Genomic DNA, 17418 nt, shown 5'->3' with positions numbered 1-17418 from the left:
ATGCTTATTCCTTCCATAAAAAATAGTTTGGATGAATTGATTGATTTACTCAAGCAGATTTCAAATACCGAGTTTTCTAAACCTTGTCAATTATTAAGTAATTCCAGCATTGGGGAACATACCAGACATATTGTAGAGATGTTTCAATGCCTGGAAAATAATTATGAATCAGGTATGGTTAACTACGATAAAAGACCAAGGAATATTTTAATTCAAACGGATGCCACTTTTGCAATTTCGCAAATTGTAACTATTCAGAGTTTATTGGAAAAAGAAAATAAAAAAATCGAGTTGCAACAAATTATAGACAACGAAGAAGTCACAATTAACAGCAACTACTTTAGAGAGTTACTTTATAATCTGGAGCATTGTATTCATCATCAGGCGCTCATAAAAGTGGCCGTTTTACAAAGTGAAACTATTTTTGTGAATGAAAATTTTGGTGTTGCACGTTCCACTATCGAATATAGAAATCAATGTGCACAGTAAGCTTTGTAAAAACCGATACTAAAATTATCATTACGTCAAATCGGGACGAACAGTTAATCAGACCGAGTGCGATAGCGCCAAAAAATTATACTGTAAATGGTAAGAATGTTATTTATCCTAAAGACCCAAAAGCGGGTGGGACTTGGTACGTTGTTGATGAAAATGGTACCGTTCTCGTTTTGTTAAATGGAGCTCATGAAAAGCATATTGCAGGTTTGAGCTACAGGAAAAGCCGCGGATTGATTGTTTTAGATATTATTGCTAATAGATCCCCACGAAATTACTGGGATGCAATTAATCTGGATAATATTGAACCTTTTACCATAGTATTATTTCAAGAGGAAGAGCTTTTTCAACTCCGCTGGAACGGTGCTAAAAAAGAAGCGGTACAATTAGATTTAAACGAAAAGCATATATGGTCTTCTTCGACTTTGTACCCAAAGGAAGTCAGAGAAAAACGCCGTAGTTTATTTCAGGCATTTTTAGGAGTCAGCAAGTCGCTGTCTGAGGTAGAAATGTACAACTTTCATCGCTATACAGAAGAAGGAAATCAAGAAAATGGCTTGATAATCAATAGAAACGAAGAATTAAAAACTTTGAGTATTACCCAATCTATTATCGAAAAAAATAAAGTGACCATATTGCATCATGACCTGATTGCTCAAGAAGATTTCAGTACCTCATTTATCACTATTTAATCTACGACATTGAAATTATTACTACATAAAGTGACGCATTGGGAATATTGGCCTTTTCAGGTTGTGTATATTCCTATTTATTTTCTTTGGGCTTTTTATGCTGTCAAAGCAAAATCCATTTTTTTCTTTAATGCCTCTAATCCGACAATCAAAAACGGAGGATTTATTATGGAGTCAAAAAAAGCAATTTATGATTTGATTCCGCAACAGTATTATCCAAAAACGGAACTTATAAAAGAAGGAACGGCCGTAGATGAAATTAATGCAATAATCGAACAATCGAATATACGTTATCCTTTTATTGCAAAGCCGGACATCGGTTTGCGAGGCTCGGGCGTAAAGAAAATTAGTACGCTGGAAGATTTAGAACAATATGCTTTGAAGGCAAATTTTGATTTTGTGGTGCAAGATTTGATTCCGTTTGAAAATGAAGTGGGTATATTTTATGTTCGTTATCCAAATGAAAAAAAAGGTAAAATAACAGGTGTCGTTTCTAAGGAATTTCTAATTATTACTGGAGATGGCGTTGCTACAGTAGAGGCGTTGATAAAAGTAAATCCGCGATACGAATTACAGTTAAAAGTATTGAAGAAAGAATATGGTAATAAACTTTTGGAGGTTTTGCCAAACGGGGAAAAACTAAATCTTGTGCCCTATGGTAATCATGCCCGAGGGGCCAAGTTTTTAGATGGAAGCCATTGGATTACTGAAAAGCTGGAAGACACCATCAACGAAATGTGTTTGCAAATTCCTGGATTCTTTTTTGGAAGATTGGATGTAATGTACAATACTTTTGTGGAATTAGAAAACGGAAAAAACTTTGCTGTAGTGGAGTTGAATGGCGCTGCAAGCGAACCGACACATATCTATGACCCAAGGCATTCTTTGTTTTTTGCATGGAAAGAACTCGCGCGGCACATTACTTATATGTATGAAATCAGTGTCGAGAACAATAAGAATGGCGCTCCTTATTTAGCGCATAAAGTAGGTATGAAGGAATATCGTATGCATCTAGAGCAAAGCAATAAAATTGTAAATTTCTAATAAGATGAAAGTAATAAAGAATATTCTAGTCGGTTTTCTAGTGAGCTTTCTAGGCTCGATTCCGTTAGGATATTTAAATATTATTGGATTTCAAATTTACACTGAATTCGGAATTGAAAACTTGGTTCTGTATTTATTAGGGGTGGTTTTTGTTGAAGCATTTGTGATTTATTTTACGCTTATTTTTGCAAATCGACTGGTCAATAATATCAAGTTAATGAAGGTAATTGATGTTTTTGGTATTTTCTTTTTATTGTTTTTGGCGTATTCCTTTTACTCCTATTCGAATCAAACGGCAGCTAGTCCTAATTATCTAAAAAAGTATGTGATTTATTCGCCTTTTTTAATTGGACTACTGTTGAGTAGTATTAATTTTCTCCAACTTCCATTTTGGACAGGATGGAATTTGTATTTGATCAATGGAAACTACATTAAAACTACAAAAGCACTTAAATTTTATTACGTTGGCGGAACATTAGTGGGTACTTTTGCGGGAATGATGGGATTTGTCTTTTTTTTACATACTATCGCTCAAAGTGGAGCGCATATCTCAAAATACTTGTTTGCTATAATAATTCCCTTGTTTTTCATAGTTTTGGCTTGTCTACAAGGATATAAAGTCTTTAAGAAATACAATATAAAACCATAAATTTAAAATATGAAAAAAGTAATGATGCTGCTTCCTTTTATTCTTTTAGGATGTAAACCCAATGCTAGTGTGGTTTCAAGCCCAGTTGCTGAGTCAGTAAATAAGCCAACTGAAATCTTATACCAAGTCAAAGAAAGTGAAGTTGCTGCAACTTTAAAATACCTTTCTTCAGATGAATTAGAAGGAAGAGATACTGGAACAAAAGGAATGGAAAAAGCCGCTGCTTACTTAGAGCAATTTTTTAAGACCAATAATGTCAAGCCCTATTTTTCTTCTTATCGAGATACGATATCTAATTTTAAAGGAACGGCTTACAATATCGTAGGTTTTTTAGAAGGAAATGACCCTGTTCTTAAAAAAGAGTTTTTACTGATTAGCGCGCATTATGATCATATCGGCTTGGCGAGAGAAGGAGTTAATGGAGATTTTATAAATAATGGAGCTAATGATGATGCTTCAGGAACAACGGCCGTTGCCGAAATGGCAAAATACTTCAGTGGTTCTAAATTAAATAAACGAAGTATTCTTTTTGTGTTCTTTGTAGGGGAAGAAAAAGGATTGTTGGGATCTAAGCACTTAGCCAAAAAGCTAAAACAGCAGGGTTTTAATCTCTATTCACAATTTAATATTGAGATGATAGGTGTACCAATGAAAAGAGATTATCTGGCATATCTCACCGGTTTTGAAAAATCCAATATGGGAGCAAAAATTAATGAATATACCGGTAAAAACAGTGTTGGTTTTTTACCTAAAGCTGCCGAATATAAGTTGTTTTACAGGTCAGATAATTATTCGTTTTACGATGTTTTTAAGGTTCCTTGCCAGTCTGTGAGTACTTTTGACTTTGAAAATTTCGAATATTATCATCATGTGTCTGATGAGTTTAAAGTAATGGATATACGGCACATGACCCATTTTATTCAGGAAATGTTGCCTGCTGTAACTCAAATGGCAAGTTCTCCCAGTCAAGAAATTCACATGAATTAAATTGTTTTAGGCGATAGAAACGGATGTTTTAAAGCTTTTGTTTATTTTTGCGATATGAAAAAGATTATTATTACGGGAACAAGTAGAGGAATAGGATATGAATTAGCATTGAAATTTGCTAATGCAGGATATCAAGTGTTGGCTATTTCTAGAAAAACACCAAGAATACTTATAGAACATGAGAATATCAGCTGTATTTCTGTTGATTTGTCAAGTGAATCCGATTTAGCGAAAGTCGAAAATGTACTGTCTAAATCATGGAAAACTGTAGATGCCATTGTGCATAATGCAGGAAGCTTTTTGTCGAAACCTTTTGAAGAGATCACTCAAGAAGATTTTGAAAATGTCTATAAAGTGAATGTTTTTGCAGTAGCTAATCTTACCCGCATCTGTTTGCCATACTTGCAAAAAGGGAGTCATGTAGTTACCATAAGTTCTATGGGCGGTGTTCAAGGTAGTTTGAAGTTTCCTGGACTTGCAGCTTATAGTTCAAGTAAAGGAGCTGTAATAACCTTGTCAGAGTTGTTAGCCGAAGAATATAAAGAAAGAGGTATTTCATTTAATGTATTGGCTTTGGGAGCAGTTCAAACAGAAATGTTAGAAGAAGCTTTCCCAGGATACCAAGCGCCAATAAAAGCAAACGAAATGGCTGACTACATCTATGATTTTACATTAACGGGGAATAAATATTTCAACGGAAAAGTATTACAGGTGTCTTCTACGAATCCTTAAAATAGTTATAAGTCAGGAATTATGAGTAAAAGTATCGTTAAGACAAAGAGCTTTGAGTTAGCTGTTAGAGGAGTTAATTTCTATAAATATATTGTTGCTGAAAAGAAAGAATATATTATGAGTAAGCAGTTTTTACGGTCTATAACCTCAGGTGGAGCAAATGTGCGGGAAGCTGTAAATGCCCAAAGCAAAACGGATTTCATTCATAAACTAGCTATTGCACAAAAAGAATGTGATGAATCGCTGTATTAGTTAGAACTACTAAAAGTAACAGGCTATATTTCTGAAAATGAATTTAAATCAATGCATGAACAGAGTAATGAAGTTTTAAAAATTATTCGAAGTATAATCATCACCTCGAAGAAAAACTCACAACTCATAATTTATAATTCCTAACTCATTTTGAGCGAAACCTTAGCAAGATTTATACCGGAACATGCGGTGAAACCCGTTTTTGAACTCATCGTTGTCAATCAAGTCCATCTTAAGATTGTCAATGAGAGGCAAACTCGTCATGGAGATTATCGAAAAGGACTCAACGGAAAGCATGAGATAACAGTCAATTCAAGTCTCAATAAATATAAGTTTTTAATTACCTTGATTCATGAGATAGCTCACTTGGTTGCTTTCGAAAAATTTGGACGAAAAATTAAGCCCCATGGCAACGAATGGAAATATTCTTTTCAACAATTGATGATTCCTTATATACGCCCAGAAATTTTTCCAAGTCAATTGTTGCCTTTATTAGCACGACATTTTAAGAACCCAACGGCCAGCAGTGATACTGACTCGACTTTATCGTTAGCACTAAAACAGTTTGACGCGCAAAATGATAAAAACTATATATTTGAGATTCCCTACGGCAGTGTTTTTAGAATCGAAAACGGAAAGATCTTTAAAAAAATAGCCATAAGAACCAAACGTTTTGAATGTCTCGAAGTAAGCTCTGGGAAAATATATCTTTTTAATCCAAATGCTGAGGTAGAACTATTGCCTAATTAGTTATAAATCAAAAAGCACAGTCATCGAGTGATTGTGCTTTTACTGTGTTATTATGGAAATGAAAATTTATTTCTAGCCCCGATAGTAGTGAAAATCCTTTTATTCTGGATTTAGTTCCGGATTGAAAAAATCAATAAGAATAAAAGATTGCAACGGATAGCGGGAGGTAAGTTATTGTGAATTATGAACGTTCTGCTCCTAATTTTACTCCTTTAAATAGGCTTCTCTTACTTTTTTAAATAAATTAGAAGAATACACAAAGTCTACAACCGCTTGATTGTCTGTCCTGAAAATTTCTTCTTTTGTTCCTTCCCAAGCTTTTAATCCGTCTTTAAGGAATAAGATGCGCTCCCCAATTTCCATTACGGAGTTCATATCGTGCGTATTAATTACGGTAGTGATATCGTATTCTTCGGTGATTTCTTTGATCAAATTATCAATTAATGTAGCGGTATTTGGGTCTAATCCTGAGTTGGGTTCGTCACAAAATAAATATTTAGGCTTGTTTACAATGGCGCGGGCAATTGCGACACGTTTTTGCATTCCTCCAGATATTTGAGAAGGCAGTTTGTTATGAGCATCCTTTAATGCTACTCTTTCTAGTACAAAGTCAACACGCTCTTTGATGGCAGCTTTGTTATCTTTAGTAAACATCTTTAATGGAAAAGCTACATTTTCTTCGACTGTCATAGAATCGAATAAGGCACTTCCTTGAAAAACCATTCCTATTTCAGTTCTTAGTTCTCTTTTTTCATCTGGTTCTAATTCAGAATAAATTCTCCCATCAAAGCATATTTGTCCCGATTCAGGAGTATGGATTCCTAATAGACTTTTTAGTAAAACCGTTTTACCGGAACCACTTTGCCCAATGATTAGATTCGTTTTTCCAGTTTCAAAAACAGTCGAAATGCCTTTGAGAATCATAACGCCTCCAAATGATTTTTTTATATCTTTTATCTCTATCATGATCCCAGTAACAATTGCGTTAATATATAATTGAATAATATTATAGAAACCGATGTCCAAACAAAGGAAACTGTACTGGCTTTACCTACTTCTAGAGCGCCACCTTTCATGTAATATCCATGAAAAGAGGGTATGGTTGCCAGTAACATTGCGAAAATTAAGGTTTTTAAGAAAGCGTAAACAATATGAAATGGAATGAAGTCCATTTGGGCTCCATTGATAAATTCTGCACTGGAAGTAAATCCTCCATAGACGCCGGCCATCCAACCTCCTAAAATTCCTAGAAACATACTGATACCAATTACAAATGGATACAGCAACAAGGCGATTATTTTTGGGAAAACCAAGTAATTTAATGAGTTAACACCCATAACTTCCAGTGCGTCGATTTGCTCCGTCACACGCATTGTACCAATACTCGATGTGATAAAGGAACCCATTTTTCCTGCCATAATAACCGAGATAAAAGTAGGGGCAAACTCCAATATCACGGATTGTCTTGTGGCAAAACCAATAAGGTACTTAGGTATCAGCGGATTGGTAAGATTTAGTGCGGTTTGAATCGCTACAACTCCTCCTACAAAGAAAGAAATGAAGGCTACGATCCCAAGGGAATCGATGATTAAATCGTCAATTTCTTTAAAGATTAATTTTTTCATAACAGACCATTTGGTTTGTTTGTTAAAAATTTCTCTAAGCATCAGGCAGTATCGGCCTATTTGCGTTATGTATCTAATGAGCATCATATGTTTAAAAATATGGGCTAAATTAAGAATTAGTAGCCGGTTTTCAATTTAGAGTTTGGAGTTTTTTAATAAAAACAAAAACAAAAATTACTTAAAAAGCTTTTCTTTCATTTTCTCAATGCGATAATCTCTTATGAATTTAGCTTGCGCTTGGGTAACTAATAAGGGGGTTTTAGCTGATTTAGCTTTCAGGAAACCTTTTATGTAATCTAAAAAGAGTAGTGGTTTCTTTTTCATGAAAGCTAATTTAGCCGAAGCTATTGCTGTAATTAAAAAACCGTAACCTAGGGTGTAAAAGGCTTCTCCTTGTTTGTAACGTGCTGTTTTATTGTAATTTGCTCCAGTAGGTTTTAGATGTTTTACAATAAGTGTGGCGTCAGTAACTACTTTCCATCCATAGAATTTAGTTAGTAATTCATCTACTGTGTCCCATCCCATTGCTGGTTTTAATCCGCCTATTTGTTTAAAACAGGCTTTGCGATAGGCTTTAAAAGCACCGCGAATATGGTCTTTATCGGTTAAATTTTCTAAAATCCAATCTCCATTTTTCTCGATGTAAGCAAATCCGCCCGCCATTCCTGTTGTTGGGTTTTCTTCGAAATGTTTAACAATAGTCTCAAAATAATTGTTTGGCAAAATTAGATCTGCATCTAGCTTTACAATAATATCGTAATTATCGTCTAATGTTTCAAAACCTTTTTGAAAAGCTTGAATGACTTTACTTCCTGGTAAATGGATAGCACTTGATGTTTTTTCTACTAATGAAATAAACGGATTGTCTTTGGCGAAAGCCAAAACAATTTCGGCAGTTTTATCAGTAGAATTATCATTGACTACAACTACTTTGGAAGGTAAATGAGTCTGCGAAATTAATGATTGCAACGTTAAAGAAATGAATGCCTCTTCATTGTGTGCGGGTATAACTATGTAGTAGTTCATGTTTTTGTTTAATAAAATTCCAATTTTTTAAATTCCAAATTGAAGTACTTCTCACGTTGGAATTTGGAATTTATTTTGATGTTCATTTATTTAGGAATTTGCATTTATGCTCTTTCCGCATAAACGATATAATACCTATTGGTAAAGTAACGCAATAAAGGACGAATACCAATTTTCTTAACGGGATTAGTCCATTTTTGGCGATCAATAATTTTCCATCCTGTTTTTTCCAACAGCCAATCTAATTGCCAATCTTCAAATTCATGGTAGTGTCTGTCCCACATGTCCGTTTTACTTCTATATGCTGGGGAAAACCACAAACGCATCGGTATAGAGATGAAAAGTTTATCTGATTTTATTTCGCTTAAAATAGTATATGGATTTAGTAAATGTTCGAAAATTTCGAAAGCAGTTACTACATCTTGTTTTTCTTTTGAAAAGACTGATTGGTCTAGATCTAAATCTTCACCAGTGGTGTTTTTAACTGTGTATCCATCTTCTTTCATGATCTTTGAAAATGGATTTTCGACACCTAAGTCTAAAATGCTCTCTGAAGTTGATATGTGTTTATTTAAAAATTCTAAGGTGTGTTTGAATCTTTTGTTGGGAAACGTTTTTTCGTACATAGTCATTGCGAGGAACGAAGTAACCCCTCGTTCATTATGGTTTATAAAGGTACAAAGATACAAACATATGGTTCTTATTTCATAGATTTATATGTAGATAGAAACGAAAAAACCACAGTTTAAAAAGGTGATTTTTAAACTGTGGTTTTATGCTGTATAGCTTGATTCGCTTGTATAGAAACTTAGTATCTATAAACAAATGCATTGACATTCATCCCGCCTCCAACAGAAGCAAATAGTAGAACATCGCCTTTGCTGATTTTTTGATCTTTTATTTCGCCTCTAATTAATAGGTCAAAGAGAGTAGGTACTGTCGCCACGCTACTGTTTCCTAACTCATGAATACTCATGGGCATAATGTCTTGAGGAACGGGTCTGTCATACAGTTTATAAAAACGTTGTATGATTGCTTCGTCCATTTTCTCATTCGCTTGATGAATAAGAATTTTTTTGACATCGTCAATGGCAATACCACTTTTGTCCAAACAGCTTTTCATTGCTGCAGGAACTGTAGTTAATGCAAACTCATAAATTTTACGACCGTGCATTTTTATATATCGCGTATCGGGGTCTATTTCTGGGTTGTATGATTTTCCAAAAAATAAATAGTTTGCTTCATCCATAGCATAAGTACCACTTTCATAGGAAAGCAATCCTGTTTCATCATCAGAAGCTTCTATAATGGAAGCACCAGCGCCATCTGAGTAGATCATGGAATCTCTATCATGGTCATCCACCACTCTTGATAAGGTTTCAGAGCCAATCACTAAACAACGTTTTGCCATTCCTGATTTGATGTAGGCATTTGCTTGAAGCACACCTTCAATCCAACCGGGACATCCAAAAAGGATGTCATAGGCAACACACTTTGGGTTTTTTATTTGTAATTTATTTTTGACACGAGTAGCCAAACTTGGAAGCGTGTCAGATTGGGAAGTACCATGCTTTACGTCTCCAAAATTATGTGCGAAAATAATGTAATCGATAGTTTCAGGGTCGATAGCTGCGTTTTCGATCGCTTTTTTGGATGCCAAAAATGCTAAGTCGGACGAGTTTAAATTGTCGTCGGCATACCGCCTATGCTCAATTCCAGTTATGCTTTTAAATTTTTTGATGACCACATCATTCGGATAACCAAAAGATGTACCATCTTCATTTAAAAAAACGTGATTACTAAAGTCTATATTACTTACTCTTTTCTCAGGAATGTAACTTCCTATTCCAGTTATTTTTATTTTCATCGGTTTGTTTTCCAAAAAATTTATGCTAATTTAATGATAAAAAAATGATTATAGCCATGTTATTTACTATGCATGCATATAATTATAGAATAATAATTATTTAGCTAATTTACTGATGATTTTTTAATAAATATTAGAAAACACCACAGTTTTTTTTAGTACTGATTCCTGTCTGTTGATTCCTGCCTTTTTTGTCAAAATAAATATTTTAATATTCTTGGGCTGAAGACCTAAGCCAAAAAAAAATGCCTCGATAGTTTCGAGGCATTTTCTAATAACTTGCAGCGCTAATACTACATATAATCTTCAATAGGAGCACAGCTACAAATTAAATTTCTGTCACCGTAAGTTTCATCAACGCGACGAACACTTGGCCAGAATTTATTATCTGCAACATAGTCTAAAGGATAAGCTGCTTTTTCTCTTGAATAAGGTAATGTCCACGAATCAGCAGTTAACATCGCTAAGGTATGAGGTGCGTTTTTTAATACGTTATTTGGTTCTTCAGTTGATGTTTCTTCAATTTCTTTACGAATTGAAATCATCGCATCGCAAAAACGATCTAATTCAGCTACATCTTCAGATTCTGTAGGTTCAATCATTAAAGTTCCTGCAACTGGAAAAGAAACTGTTGGCGCATGGAAACCATAATCCATTAAGCGTTTCGCTATATCCGACACTTCAATTCCGTTTTCTTTGAAACCTCTACAGTCTAATATCATTTCGTGAGCTGCTCTTCCTTTTTCTCCAGAATACAAAATGGGGTAATGCTCCTCTAAACGGGCTTTCATATAATTTGCATTTAGAATAGCATATTTAGTAGCATTTGTAATTCCTTCAGAACCCAACATGCAAATGTATCCGTATGAAATTAAACATACTAAAGCAGAACCATAAGGAGCGCCAGAAACTGCGGTAATCGCTTTTTCGCCACCTACGTGAACTAATGGATTGCTTGGTAAAAACGGAACTAATTTTTCGTTTACACAAATTGGTCCTACACCTGGTCCACCGCCACCATGAGGAATGGCAAACGTTTTGTGTAAGTTCAAGTGACAAACATCAGCACCAATTGTAGCTGGATTTGTTAACCCCACTTGTGCATTCATGTTTGCACCATCCATATATACTAAACCACCATTGTCATGAATGATTTGTGTGATTTCTCTAATAGCACTTTCAAAAACACCATGTGTTGATGGGTAAGTTACCATTAAGCAAGATAATTGGTCTTTGTATTGAAGGGCTTTCTCTCTTACATCTTCTACATCGATATTACCGTTTTCCATTGTTTTGGTAACGATAATTTTCATTCCGGCCATCGCAGCCGAAGCAGGATTTGTTCCGTGAGCTGAAGCGGGAATTAAACAGATTTTTCGTTGGTCATCCCCTCTTGATAGGTGATATGCCCTAATAGTCATTAATCCAGTATATTCTCCTTGAGCACCAGAGTTTGGTTGTAATGTAGTTCCGGCAAAACCTGTAATTACATTCAATTGATGCTCTAGTTTTTTAAGCATTTTAGTGTATCCTTCGACTTGGTCTAATGGAGCAAATGGATGAATAGTGTTCCAGTAAGGCATACTTAAAGGCAACATTTCTGCAGCTGCATTCAACTTCATAGTACAAGAACCCAAAGCAATCATTGAGTGTGTCAATGATAAATCTTTACGTTCTAATTTTTTGATATAACGCATCAAACTAGTTTCAGAATGATGGTTATTGAAAACATCGTGTTTTAAAAACTCAGTTGTTCTGTTTAAGTTCGATGGGTAACTATTGTCTAATGTATAGTCACTAACTTCAAAAGCGTCTTTTCCTAAAACTTCAGCAAAAACAGCGATTACTTCGTTAATGTCTTTAAACAAAATTGTTTCGTTTAACGAAATAGAAATTGTTTCATCATCTATATAAAAGAAATTGATTTCGTTTTTTTCTGCAATAGCTTTCACTTTTTTAGCGTCTGCTTTTACCACAATCGTATCAAAGAAAGCGGTATTCGTTTGTTGAACGCCTAATTTATTTAAAGCATCAGCCAAAGTCACTGCCATTGAGTTAACTTTATTTGCAATGTATCGCAATCCTTTTGGTCCGTGATAAACGGCAAACATTCCTGCCATAACAGAAAGTAAAACCTGAGCAGTACAAATGTTAGACGTTGCTTTTTCACGTTTGATGTGTTGTTCACGTGTTTGTAATGCCATACGCAAAGCACGGTTTCCATTAGCGTCTTGTGATACACCAATGATTCTTCCTGGCATAGAACGTTTGTACTCATCTTTTGTAGCAAAATATGCAGCATGTGGTCCACCGTAGCCCATTGGGACACCAAAACGTTGTGTCGTACCAACTACTACTGCAGCTCCCATTTCTCCTGGTGGTGTTAATTTTACTAATGATAAAATATCAGCAGCAACAGCCACTTTTATTTCTTTTTCAGCCGCTTTTTTGATAAAATCAGCATAATCGTAAACTTGACCGTATTTTCCAGGATATTGAAGTATTGCTCCAAAAAATTCAGTTGAAAAATCAAAATCTTGGTGATTCCCTACAACTAACTCTACTCCGATAGGTGCAGAGCGAGTTTGTAAAACCGATAACGTTTGTGGTAATATTTCTTCAGAAACGAAGAATTTACAAACATTTGCTTTCTTTTGATCTCTGGAACGAACATCAAATAATAAGGCCATTGCTTCAGCAGCAGCAGTACTTTCGTCTAATAATGATGCATTGGCAATTTCCATTCCGGTTAACTCAATAACCATCGTTTGGAAATTTAAGATAGCTTCTAAACGACCTTGTGCAATTTCTGCTTGGTATGGTGTATATGCAGTGTACCATCCTGGGTTTTCAAAAATGTTTCTTTGAATTGCCGGTGGAACAATTGTTGGGTGGTACCCTAAACCGATATATGATTTGTAAACTTTATTCGTTCGACCTAATAATCGAATGTGATTTGCATATTCGTATTCGGTCATAATATGCTCCAATTCTAAAGGTTTTTTCAAACGAATATCACTTGGAATAGTTTCGGAAATTAGTTGATCTAAAGTTTCAACACCTATGGTTTCTAACATTTTAGGCAAATCGTGATCTCTTGGTCCTAAATGTCTTAAAGCAAATGAGTCTGTTTTCATGGAAGTGTAGTAATGTTGTGTTTTTTTAGTGCTGCAAAAATAAGTATTATAAACAATCTAATTCGTGTTTTGGTCTTGATTTTTTATCAATTTATCAACTAAATGATGTATTTGCTCACAATTGATTAAGTTTGTTTAATGATTAGTTTTAAAAGAATATTTGATTTTTACATAAGAAGTAGCATTCATGTGGCTTTGTCCGTATATGCACTTGTGCGAATGACGCATTTTATGTTCCACATTTCTGCTGATGAAGCCATGGCTAATTTTGCTTTTTTCGGAACAATTGTAGGTTATAATTTTGTGAAATACGATGCTTTGGCAAGAGCCCAAAAAAAACAAATGCGAAATGAGTTAAAAATTATTGCCGTATTGAGTCTCTTTTCGTTAGCGGGAGTAGGGTATTATTTTTTTCAATTGCAGTTAATAACACAATTAGTTTCTATGGGTGTTTTAGCTTTGACACTGCTCTATACGCTTCCTTTTTTTCCCAATAGAAAGAATGCGAGAAATTGGGCAGGCGTAAAGATCTATATCGTGGCTTTGTGCTGGGTTGGGGTAACACTAGTGCTGCCTCTGGTAAATGCGCATATTGATTTGGGGCTCGATTTTTATCTCAAATGCATACAGCGTTTTATACTGGTTTTCGTGCTAATCTTGATTTTTGAAATTCTTGATTTGGCTAATGATGATCCACATTTACAAACGGTACCGCAGCAAATAGGAATTAGAAAGACAAAAATAGTTGGCCTGTTATTACTGGTTCCGTTCTATTTTTTAGAATTTTTGAAAACTAATTTTATTGAAGAGCAGTTGATCGTTAATGGAATTCTTGTCCTAGCTCTTTCTTTATTTTTGGCTTTTGCCAATGAAAAACGCTCTAGGTATTACACTTCTTTTTGGGTCGAAAGTATTCCGATTTTTTGGTGGCTGATGGTGGTTTTCTTTTAAAAAGATGAATTTTGTTGAATAGCGTATAATTGTACAATCTATCCTTAAAATAAAAAAACCGAAGCATTGCTACTTCGGTCCAAATCTGAGATTAAAAATAGTTAATCAACAATCTACAACAATCCTGCTCTTTTTAATAAAGCATCTGGACTTGGTTCATGCCCTCTGAATCGTTTGTATAAAATCATAGGATGTTCTGTTCCTCCTTTAGAAAGAATATTGTCTTTGAACTTATTTGCAACTTCTTTATTGAAAATTCCTTTTTCTTGAAAAAACTCAAAAGCATCGGCATCGAGAACTTCAGCCCATTTGTAGCTATAATATCCAGCAGAATATCCTCCTTGAAAAATATGAGAAAAAGAGGTGCTCATCGCATTTTCTTTTACGTCAGGGTATAATTTAGTATCTGCAAATTGTTCTGTTTCAAAAGCTTTAATATCTGTGATAGACGAAGGGTCTTGTCCGTGCCATCCCATATCTAATAAGCCAAAACTCAACTGACGCATCGTTGCCATCCCTTCCTGAAAGTTAGAACTTTCCTTTATTTTTTGAACTAATTCAATAGGTATGATTTCGCCTGTCTGGTAATGTGTTGCAAACAAAGCCAAAGCTTCTGGTTCGTAGCACCAGTTTTCCATTACTTGGCTCGGTAATTCTACAAAATCCCAGTATACCGAAGTTCCAGATAAACTTGGGTAAGTGGTGTTGGCTAACATACCGTGCAATCCGTGTCCAAATTCATGGAACAAAGTCAGGACCTCATTAAAAGTTAATAGCGAAGGCTTTGTTTCTGTAGGTTTAGTGAAATTACATACGATTGAGATGTGTGGTCTTTCGTTGATTCCGTTTTTTACAAATTGTGACTTGTAAGAAGTCATCCAAGCGCCATTACGTTTCCCTTTTCGAGGGAAAAAATCAGCATAGAAAATAGCAACTAATTCCTTTTTTTCATCTGTTACTTCATAAGTAGTTACTTCTTCATGGTACTTGTCGATGTCAAAAACTTCTGTAAAAGTTAAACCATATAATTTACCAGCGATGGCAAAAGCACCATCTAGTACTTTTTCTAATTGAAAATAAGGTTTTAGTTTCTCGTCATCTAAACTGAATAATTCTTGTTTCAATTTTTCTGAGTAATATGCGCCGTCCCATTTTTCGAGTTCTTCTAAGCCATCTAGTTTTTTGGCAAAAGCCGTTAGATCTGCAAATTCTTTTACCGCAGCGGGCTTTGCTTTTTCCAGTAAATCCAAAGAGAATTTTTTTACTTTCTCCGGGCTCTCAGCCATTCTTTCTTCAAGCACAAAATGGGCATGGGTAGCATATCCTAAAAGTTGTGCTCTGTCAAAACGCAATTTTGCAATTTTAAAAACATTTTGCTGATTGTCTAATTCATTGTTTTGAAAACCTTTGGCTCCAAAAGCAATTGCCATCTTTTTACGCAATTCACGGTTGTCAGCATAAGTCACAAATGGAACATAACTAGGGTAATCTAAGGTGAAAATCCAGCCTTCTTTTTCTTGGCTTTTCGCCAAAGAACGAGCAGCTTCTATCGTACCTTCCGGTAATCCAGATAGGTCTTTTTCATCTGTAAGATGCAATTGAAAAGCTTGGGTTTCTGCTAATACATTTTCGCCAAACTGTAAGCTTGTCTTTGATAATTCCTTGTCAATTTCACGGAGTTTTATTTTTTTGTCTTCCGTTAGGTTAGCTCCATTTCGAGAAAAACTTTTATATTTTTCATCTAATAAAGTAGTTTGCTCTGGGTTGAGGTTCAAAGAGGCTTTTTGCTCGTGTACTGCTTTAACTTTAGCAAATAATTCGGCATTCAGTCTGATATCGTTACCAAAATCTGATAACAATGGAGAAACTTCCTGAGCGATTTTTTGGATTTCGTCATTGGTTTCTGCTGAATTCAAATTGAAGAAAATGCTCGAAAGACGATCTAATGTGTAACCACTAAAGTCTAAAGCTTCAATGGTGTTTACAAAAGTAGGCGTCTCCTCGTTTTGTACAATTGCATCAATTTCGGCCTTTGCCAATGCTATTCCTTCGATAAAAGCAGGAAGAAAGTCCTCGTTTTTTATTTTAGAGAAAGGTGCTGTATCGTATTTTGTATTAAATTTCGTCGTTAATATTTTCATTACGTAGTCATTAATTATGATTAGTTGAAACTAAATGTTTCTAATTACAAAGGTAGCGATTTATTAAAAAAATGAGATTACAAGCAGCAGTGATTTCACGCTTTAAGCAATAAGGGTTATGTTATATATATGTTATTTATTTTTATGGCTTCTTTTAAATGCCTAAATTGTACAATTAGATTAGATTATGAATGAGCTAATTACTAACAATAATATAAATAGTATATAAGAAATGAATTACCAAATTATAATAAAGCGTATCGATACTGTAAACGAAGTGGAAGGGTATTGGTCAGATGAAGATTATATTCAGTTACTGGAGAAATTTAATTTTCCAGATGCAGCTACAGCAGAAAAAAAGAATTTACCGGAATTGCTAGAAATGGCCATATCTGATTATGAACCAAATGAAGCTGCAGAAATTGTGCTTACTTACAAGCTGGGTGAAGAATTAAATGAAGGGCAAATTGAGCAAATTTCGCACAATATGTTAATTGATAAAGTATGTGAAGAATATCCTGAAATTCATATGCAAGCAAGATTGTACCATGTCAATCAATTGCTTTATAAAGCTTATAACGGAAAATTCCCTAATACCAAAGCATCTGTTGTTCATTTCTCAATGACGCCAACTGATGGTGACGTGAAAGAATTAACGGCTGAAAGTGTGCTGAAATTATTGAATAATGGATTGTCTGATAGAAATTTAATCAAAAGGTTATTTGAAGACCAGATGACTAAAAACATTCCTTTTCCTACAGCCGAAGGGATTGTTTGGGAATTAAATACAGAAGATAATGTAAATTTCAGTTTGGTTACCTCAGAGAATTGGATTAATAATGAAGATGTAATTGCATCTGAATTTGAGAGCGTTCTTGAAGAAATTGAAGAAGAAGAAGACTAATTTTGGATAAAATATAAAAGCTTTAAAAACAACAAAGGCTTCCATAATTAGACTGAACCCAAAAGTTTGGACAAATTTATAATTAATTTTGATAATAATGAGCTCGATATTGTATCGGGCTCATTTTGTTTAAATTCGACTTGATTCTATCATTATTGTAATAGTT

General features: G+C 34.6%; 18 protein-coding genes. 10 read left to right on the top strand and 8 right to left on the bottom strand.

The window, feature by feature from the left end:
- The 8 genes from QO182_RS18420 (at nt 1) to QO182_RS18385 (ending at nt 5601) form a co-directional block, all read left to right on the top strand.
- Nucleotides 1-489: a DinB family protein gene (locus QO182_RS18420; protein ID WP_371563357.1), complete on the top strand. Its 489-nt coding sequence runs from the start codon at nt 1-3 to the stop codon at nt 487-489.
- Nucleotides 477-1187 (top strand): NRDE family protein, encoded by a 711-nt coding sequence (locus QO182_RS18415; protein WP_371563354.1) that lies wholly within the window; start codon nt 477-479, stop codon nt 1185-1187. Before QO182_RS18420 ends, QO182_RS18415 begins: the two co-directional genes overlap by 13 nt.
- 9 nt (nt 1188-1196) lie before the next feature.
- Nucleotides 1197-2231 carry a D-alanine--D-alanine ligase gene (locus QO182_RS18410; RefSeq protein ID WP_371535461.1) on the top strand — a complete coding sequence of 345 codons (1035 nt, stop codon included), beginning with the start codon at nt 1197-1199 and terminating at the stop codon, nt 2229-2231.
- Between the two features lie 4 nt (nt 2232-2235).
- Nucleotides 2236-2880 (top strand): hypothetical protein, encoded by a 645-nt coding sequence (locus tag QO182_RS18405; protein WP_371535459.1) that lies wholly within the window; start codon nt 2236-2238, stop codon nt 2878-2880.
- Between the two features lie 9 nt (nt 2881-2889).
- Nucleotides 2890-3867 carry a M28 family peptidase gene (locus QO182_RS18400; RefSeq protein WP_371563351.1) on the top strand — a complete coding sequence of 326 codons (978 nt, stop codon included), beginning with the start codon at nt 2890-2892 and terminating at the stop codon, nt 3865-3867.
- A gap of 54 nt (nt 3868-3921) precedes the next feature.
- The gene (locus QO182_RS18395; protein WP_371563348.1) at nt 3922-4599 is read left to right on the top strand and encodes an SDR family NAD(P)-dependent oxidoreductase; all 678 of its coding nucleotides are present in this window, start codon (nt 3922-3924) and stop codon (nt 4597-4599) included.
- A gap of 21 nt (nt 4600-4620) precedes the next feature.
- Nucleotides 4621-4851 (top strand): four helix bundle protein, encoded by a 231-nt coding sequence (locus QO182_RS18390; RefSeq protein ID WP_371563346.1) that lies wholly within the window; start codon nt 4621-4623, stop codon nt 4849-4851.
- A gap of 150 nt (nt 4852-5001) precedes the next feature.
- Entirely contained in the window at nt 5002-5601 is a 600-nt protein-coding gene (locus QO182_RS18385; protein ID WP_371563344.1) for a SprT-like domain-containing protein, read from the top strand.
- Nucleotides 5602-5805: 204 nt separating this feature from the next.
- Here QO182_RS18385 and QO182_RS18380 read toward each other — a convergent pair whose 3' ends face one another.
- The 6 genes from QO182_RS18380 to gcvP form a co-directional block, all read right to left on the bottom strand.
- Nucleotides 5806-6567, bottom strand: a complete 762-nt coding sequence (locus tag QO182_RS18380) for an ABC transporter ATP-binding protein (protein WP_371563341.1) — start codon at nt 6565-6567, stop codon at nt 5806-5808.
- Entirely contained in the window at nt 6564-7313 is a 750-nt protein-coding gene (locus QO182_RS18375) for an MlaE family ABC transporter permease (protein WP_371563338.1), read from the bottom strand. Before QO182_RS18375 ends, QO182_RS18380 begins: the two co-directional genes overlap by 4 nt.
- Before the next feature lie 87 nt (nt 7314-7400).
- Nucleotides 7401-8252, bottom strand: a complete 852-nt coding sequence (locus tag QO182_RS18370) for a glycosyltransferase family 2 protein (RefSeq protein WP_371563335.1) — start codon at nt 8250-8252, stop codon at nt 7401-7403.
- A gap of 104 nt (nt 8253-8356) precedes the next feature.
- Entirely contained in the window at nt 8357-8878 is a 522-nt protein-coding gene (locus QO182_RS18365; RefSeq protein ID WP_371563333.1) for a methyltransferase, read from the bottom strand.
- Between the two features lie 182 nt (nt 8879-9060).
- The gene (locus QO182_RS18360) at nt 9061-10119 is read right to left on the bottom strand and encodes a 3-oxoacyl-ACP synthase III family protein (RefSeq protein ID WP_371535439.1); all 1059 of its coding nucleotides are present in this window, start codon (nt 10117-10119) and stop codon (nt 9061-9063) included.
- A 293-nt stretch (nt 10120-10412) separates the two neighbouring features.
- Complete coding sequence (gene gcvP, locus QO182_RS18355; RefSeq protein ID WP_371535436.1) at nt 10413-13256, bottom strand: aminomethyl-transferring glycine dehydrogenase; 2844 nt, start codon at nt 13254-13256, stop codon at nt 10413-10415.
- A gap of 138 nt (nt 13257-13394) precedes the next feature.
- Here gcvP and QO182_RS18350 point away from each other — a divergent pair, with 138 nt between their 5' ends.
- Complete coding sequence (locus tag QO182_RS18350) at nt 13395-14207, top strand: hypothetical protein (RefSeq protein WP_371535433.1); 813 nt, start codon at nt 13395-13397, stop codon at nt 14205-14207.
- Between the two features lie 113 nt (nt 14208-14320).
- Here the strand turns inward: QO182_RS18350 and QO182_RS18345 are convergent, their stop codons facing one another.
- Entirely contained in the window at nt 14321-16348 is a 2028-nt protein-coding gene (locus tag QO182_RS18345; RefSeq protein WP_371563331.1) for a M3 family metallopeptidase, read from the bottom strand.
- 232 nt (nt 16349-16580) lie between these two features.
- Here QO182_RS18345 and QO182_RS18340 point away from each other — a divergent pair, with 232 nt between their 5' ends.
- Entirely contained in the window at nt 16581-17252 is a 672-nt protein-coding gene (locus tag QO182_RS18340; RefSeq protein ID WP_371535426.1) for a hypothetical protein, read from the top strand.
- Nucleotides 17253-17334: 82 nt separating this feature from the next.
- On the opposite strand, the gene QO182_RS18335 is transcribed toward QO182_RS18340, so the two are convergent.
- The coding region (locus tag QO182_RS18335) for an IS3 family transposase (RefSeq protein WP_371562853.1) at nt 17335-17418 on the bottom strand (84 nt) is incomplete at its 5' end.

The sequence above is a fragment of the Flavobacterium sp. Arc2 genome (genome assembly GCF_041431385.1).
In the GTDB taxonomy this organism is placed as follows: domain Bacteria; phylum Bacteroidota; class Bacteroidia; order Flavobacteriales; family Flavobacteriaceae; genus Flavobacterium.
This window is presented reverse-complemented; position numbering and strand designations above follow the sequence as displayed.

Excerpts from the sequence above, each read along its gene's own strand:
- QO182_RS18420 (WP_371563357.1), top strand. The coding sequence starts at position 1 with ATGCTTATTCCTTCCATAAAAAATAGTTTGGATGAATTGATTGATTTA.
- QO182_RS18415 (WP_371563354.1), top strand. The coding sequence starts at position 477 with ATGTGCACAGTAAGCTTTGTAAAAACCGATACTAAAATTATCATTACG.
- QO182_RS18405 (WP_371535459.1), top strand. The coding sequence starts at position 2,236 with ATGAAAGTAATAAAGAATATTCTAGTCGGTTTTCTAGTGAGCTTTCTA.
- QO182_RS18400 (WP_371563351.1), top strand. The coding sequence starts at position 2,890 with ATGAAAAAAGTAATGATGCTGCTTCCTTTTATTCTTTTAGGATGTAAA.
- QO182_RS18395 (WP_371563348.1), top strand. The coding sequence starts at position 3,922 with ATGAAAAAGATTATTATTACGGGAACAAGTAGAGGAATAGGATATGAA.
- QO182_RS18390 (WP_371563346.1), top strand. The coding sequence starts at position 4,621 with ATGAGTAAAAGTATCGTTAAGACAAAGAGCTTTGAGTTAGCTGTTAGA.
- QO182_RS18380 (WP_371563341.1), bottom strand. The coding sequence starts at position 6,567 with ATGATAGAGATAAAAGATATAAAAAAATCATTTGGAGGCGTTATGATT.
- QO182_RS18375 (WP_371563338.1), bottom strand. The coding sequence starts at position 7,313 with ATGATGCTCATTAGATACATAACGCAAATAGGCCGATACTGCCTGATG.
- QO182_RS18370 (WP_371563335.1), bottom strand. The coding sequence starts at position 8,252 with ATGAACTACTACATAGTTATACCCGCACACAATGAAGAGGCATTCATT.
- QO182_RS18365 (WP_371563333.1), bottom strand. The coding sequence starts at position 8,878 with ATGTACGAAAAAACGTTTCCCAACAAAAGATTCAAACACACCTTAGAA.
- QO182_RS18360 (WP_371535439.1), bottom strand. The coding sequence starts at position 10,119 with ATGAAAATAAAAATAACTGGAATAGGAAGTTACATTCCTGAGAAAAGA.
- gcvP (WP_371535436.1), bottom strand. The coding sequence starts at position 13,256 with ATGAAAACAGACTCATTTGCTTTAAGACATTTAGGACCAAGAGATCAC.
- QO182_RS18350 (WP_371535433.1), top strand. The coding sequence starts at position 13,395 with ATGATTAGTTTTAAAAGAATATTTGATTTTTACATAAGAAGTAGCATT.
- QO182_RS18345 (WP_371563331.1), bottom strand. The coding sequence starts at position 16,348 with ATGAAAATATTAACGACGAAATTTAATACAAAATACGATACAGCACCT.
- QO182_RS18340 (WP_371535426.1), top strand. The coding sequence starts at position 16,581 with ATGAATTACCAAATTATAATAAAGCGTATCGATACTGTAAACGAAGTG.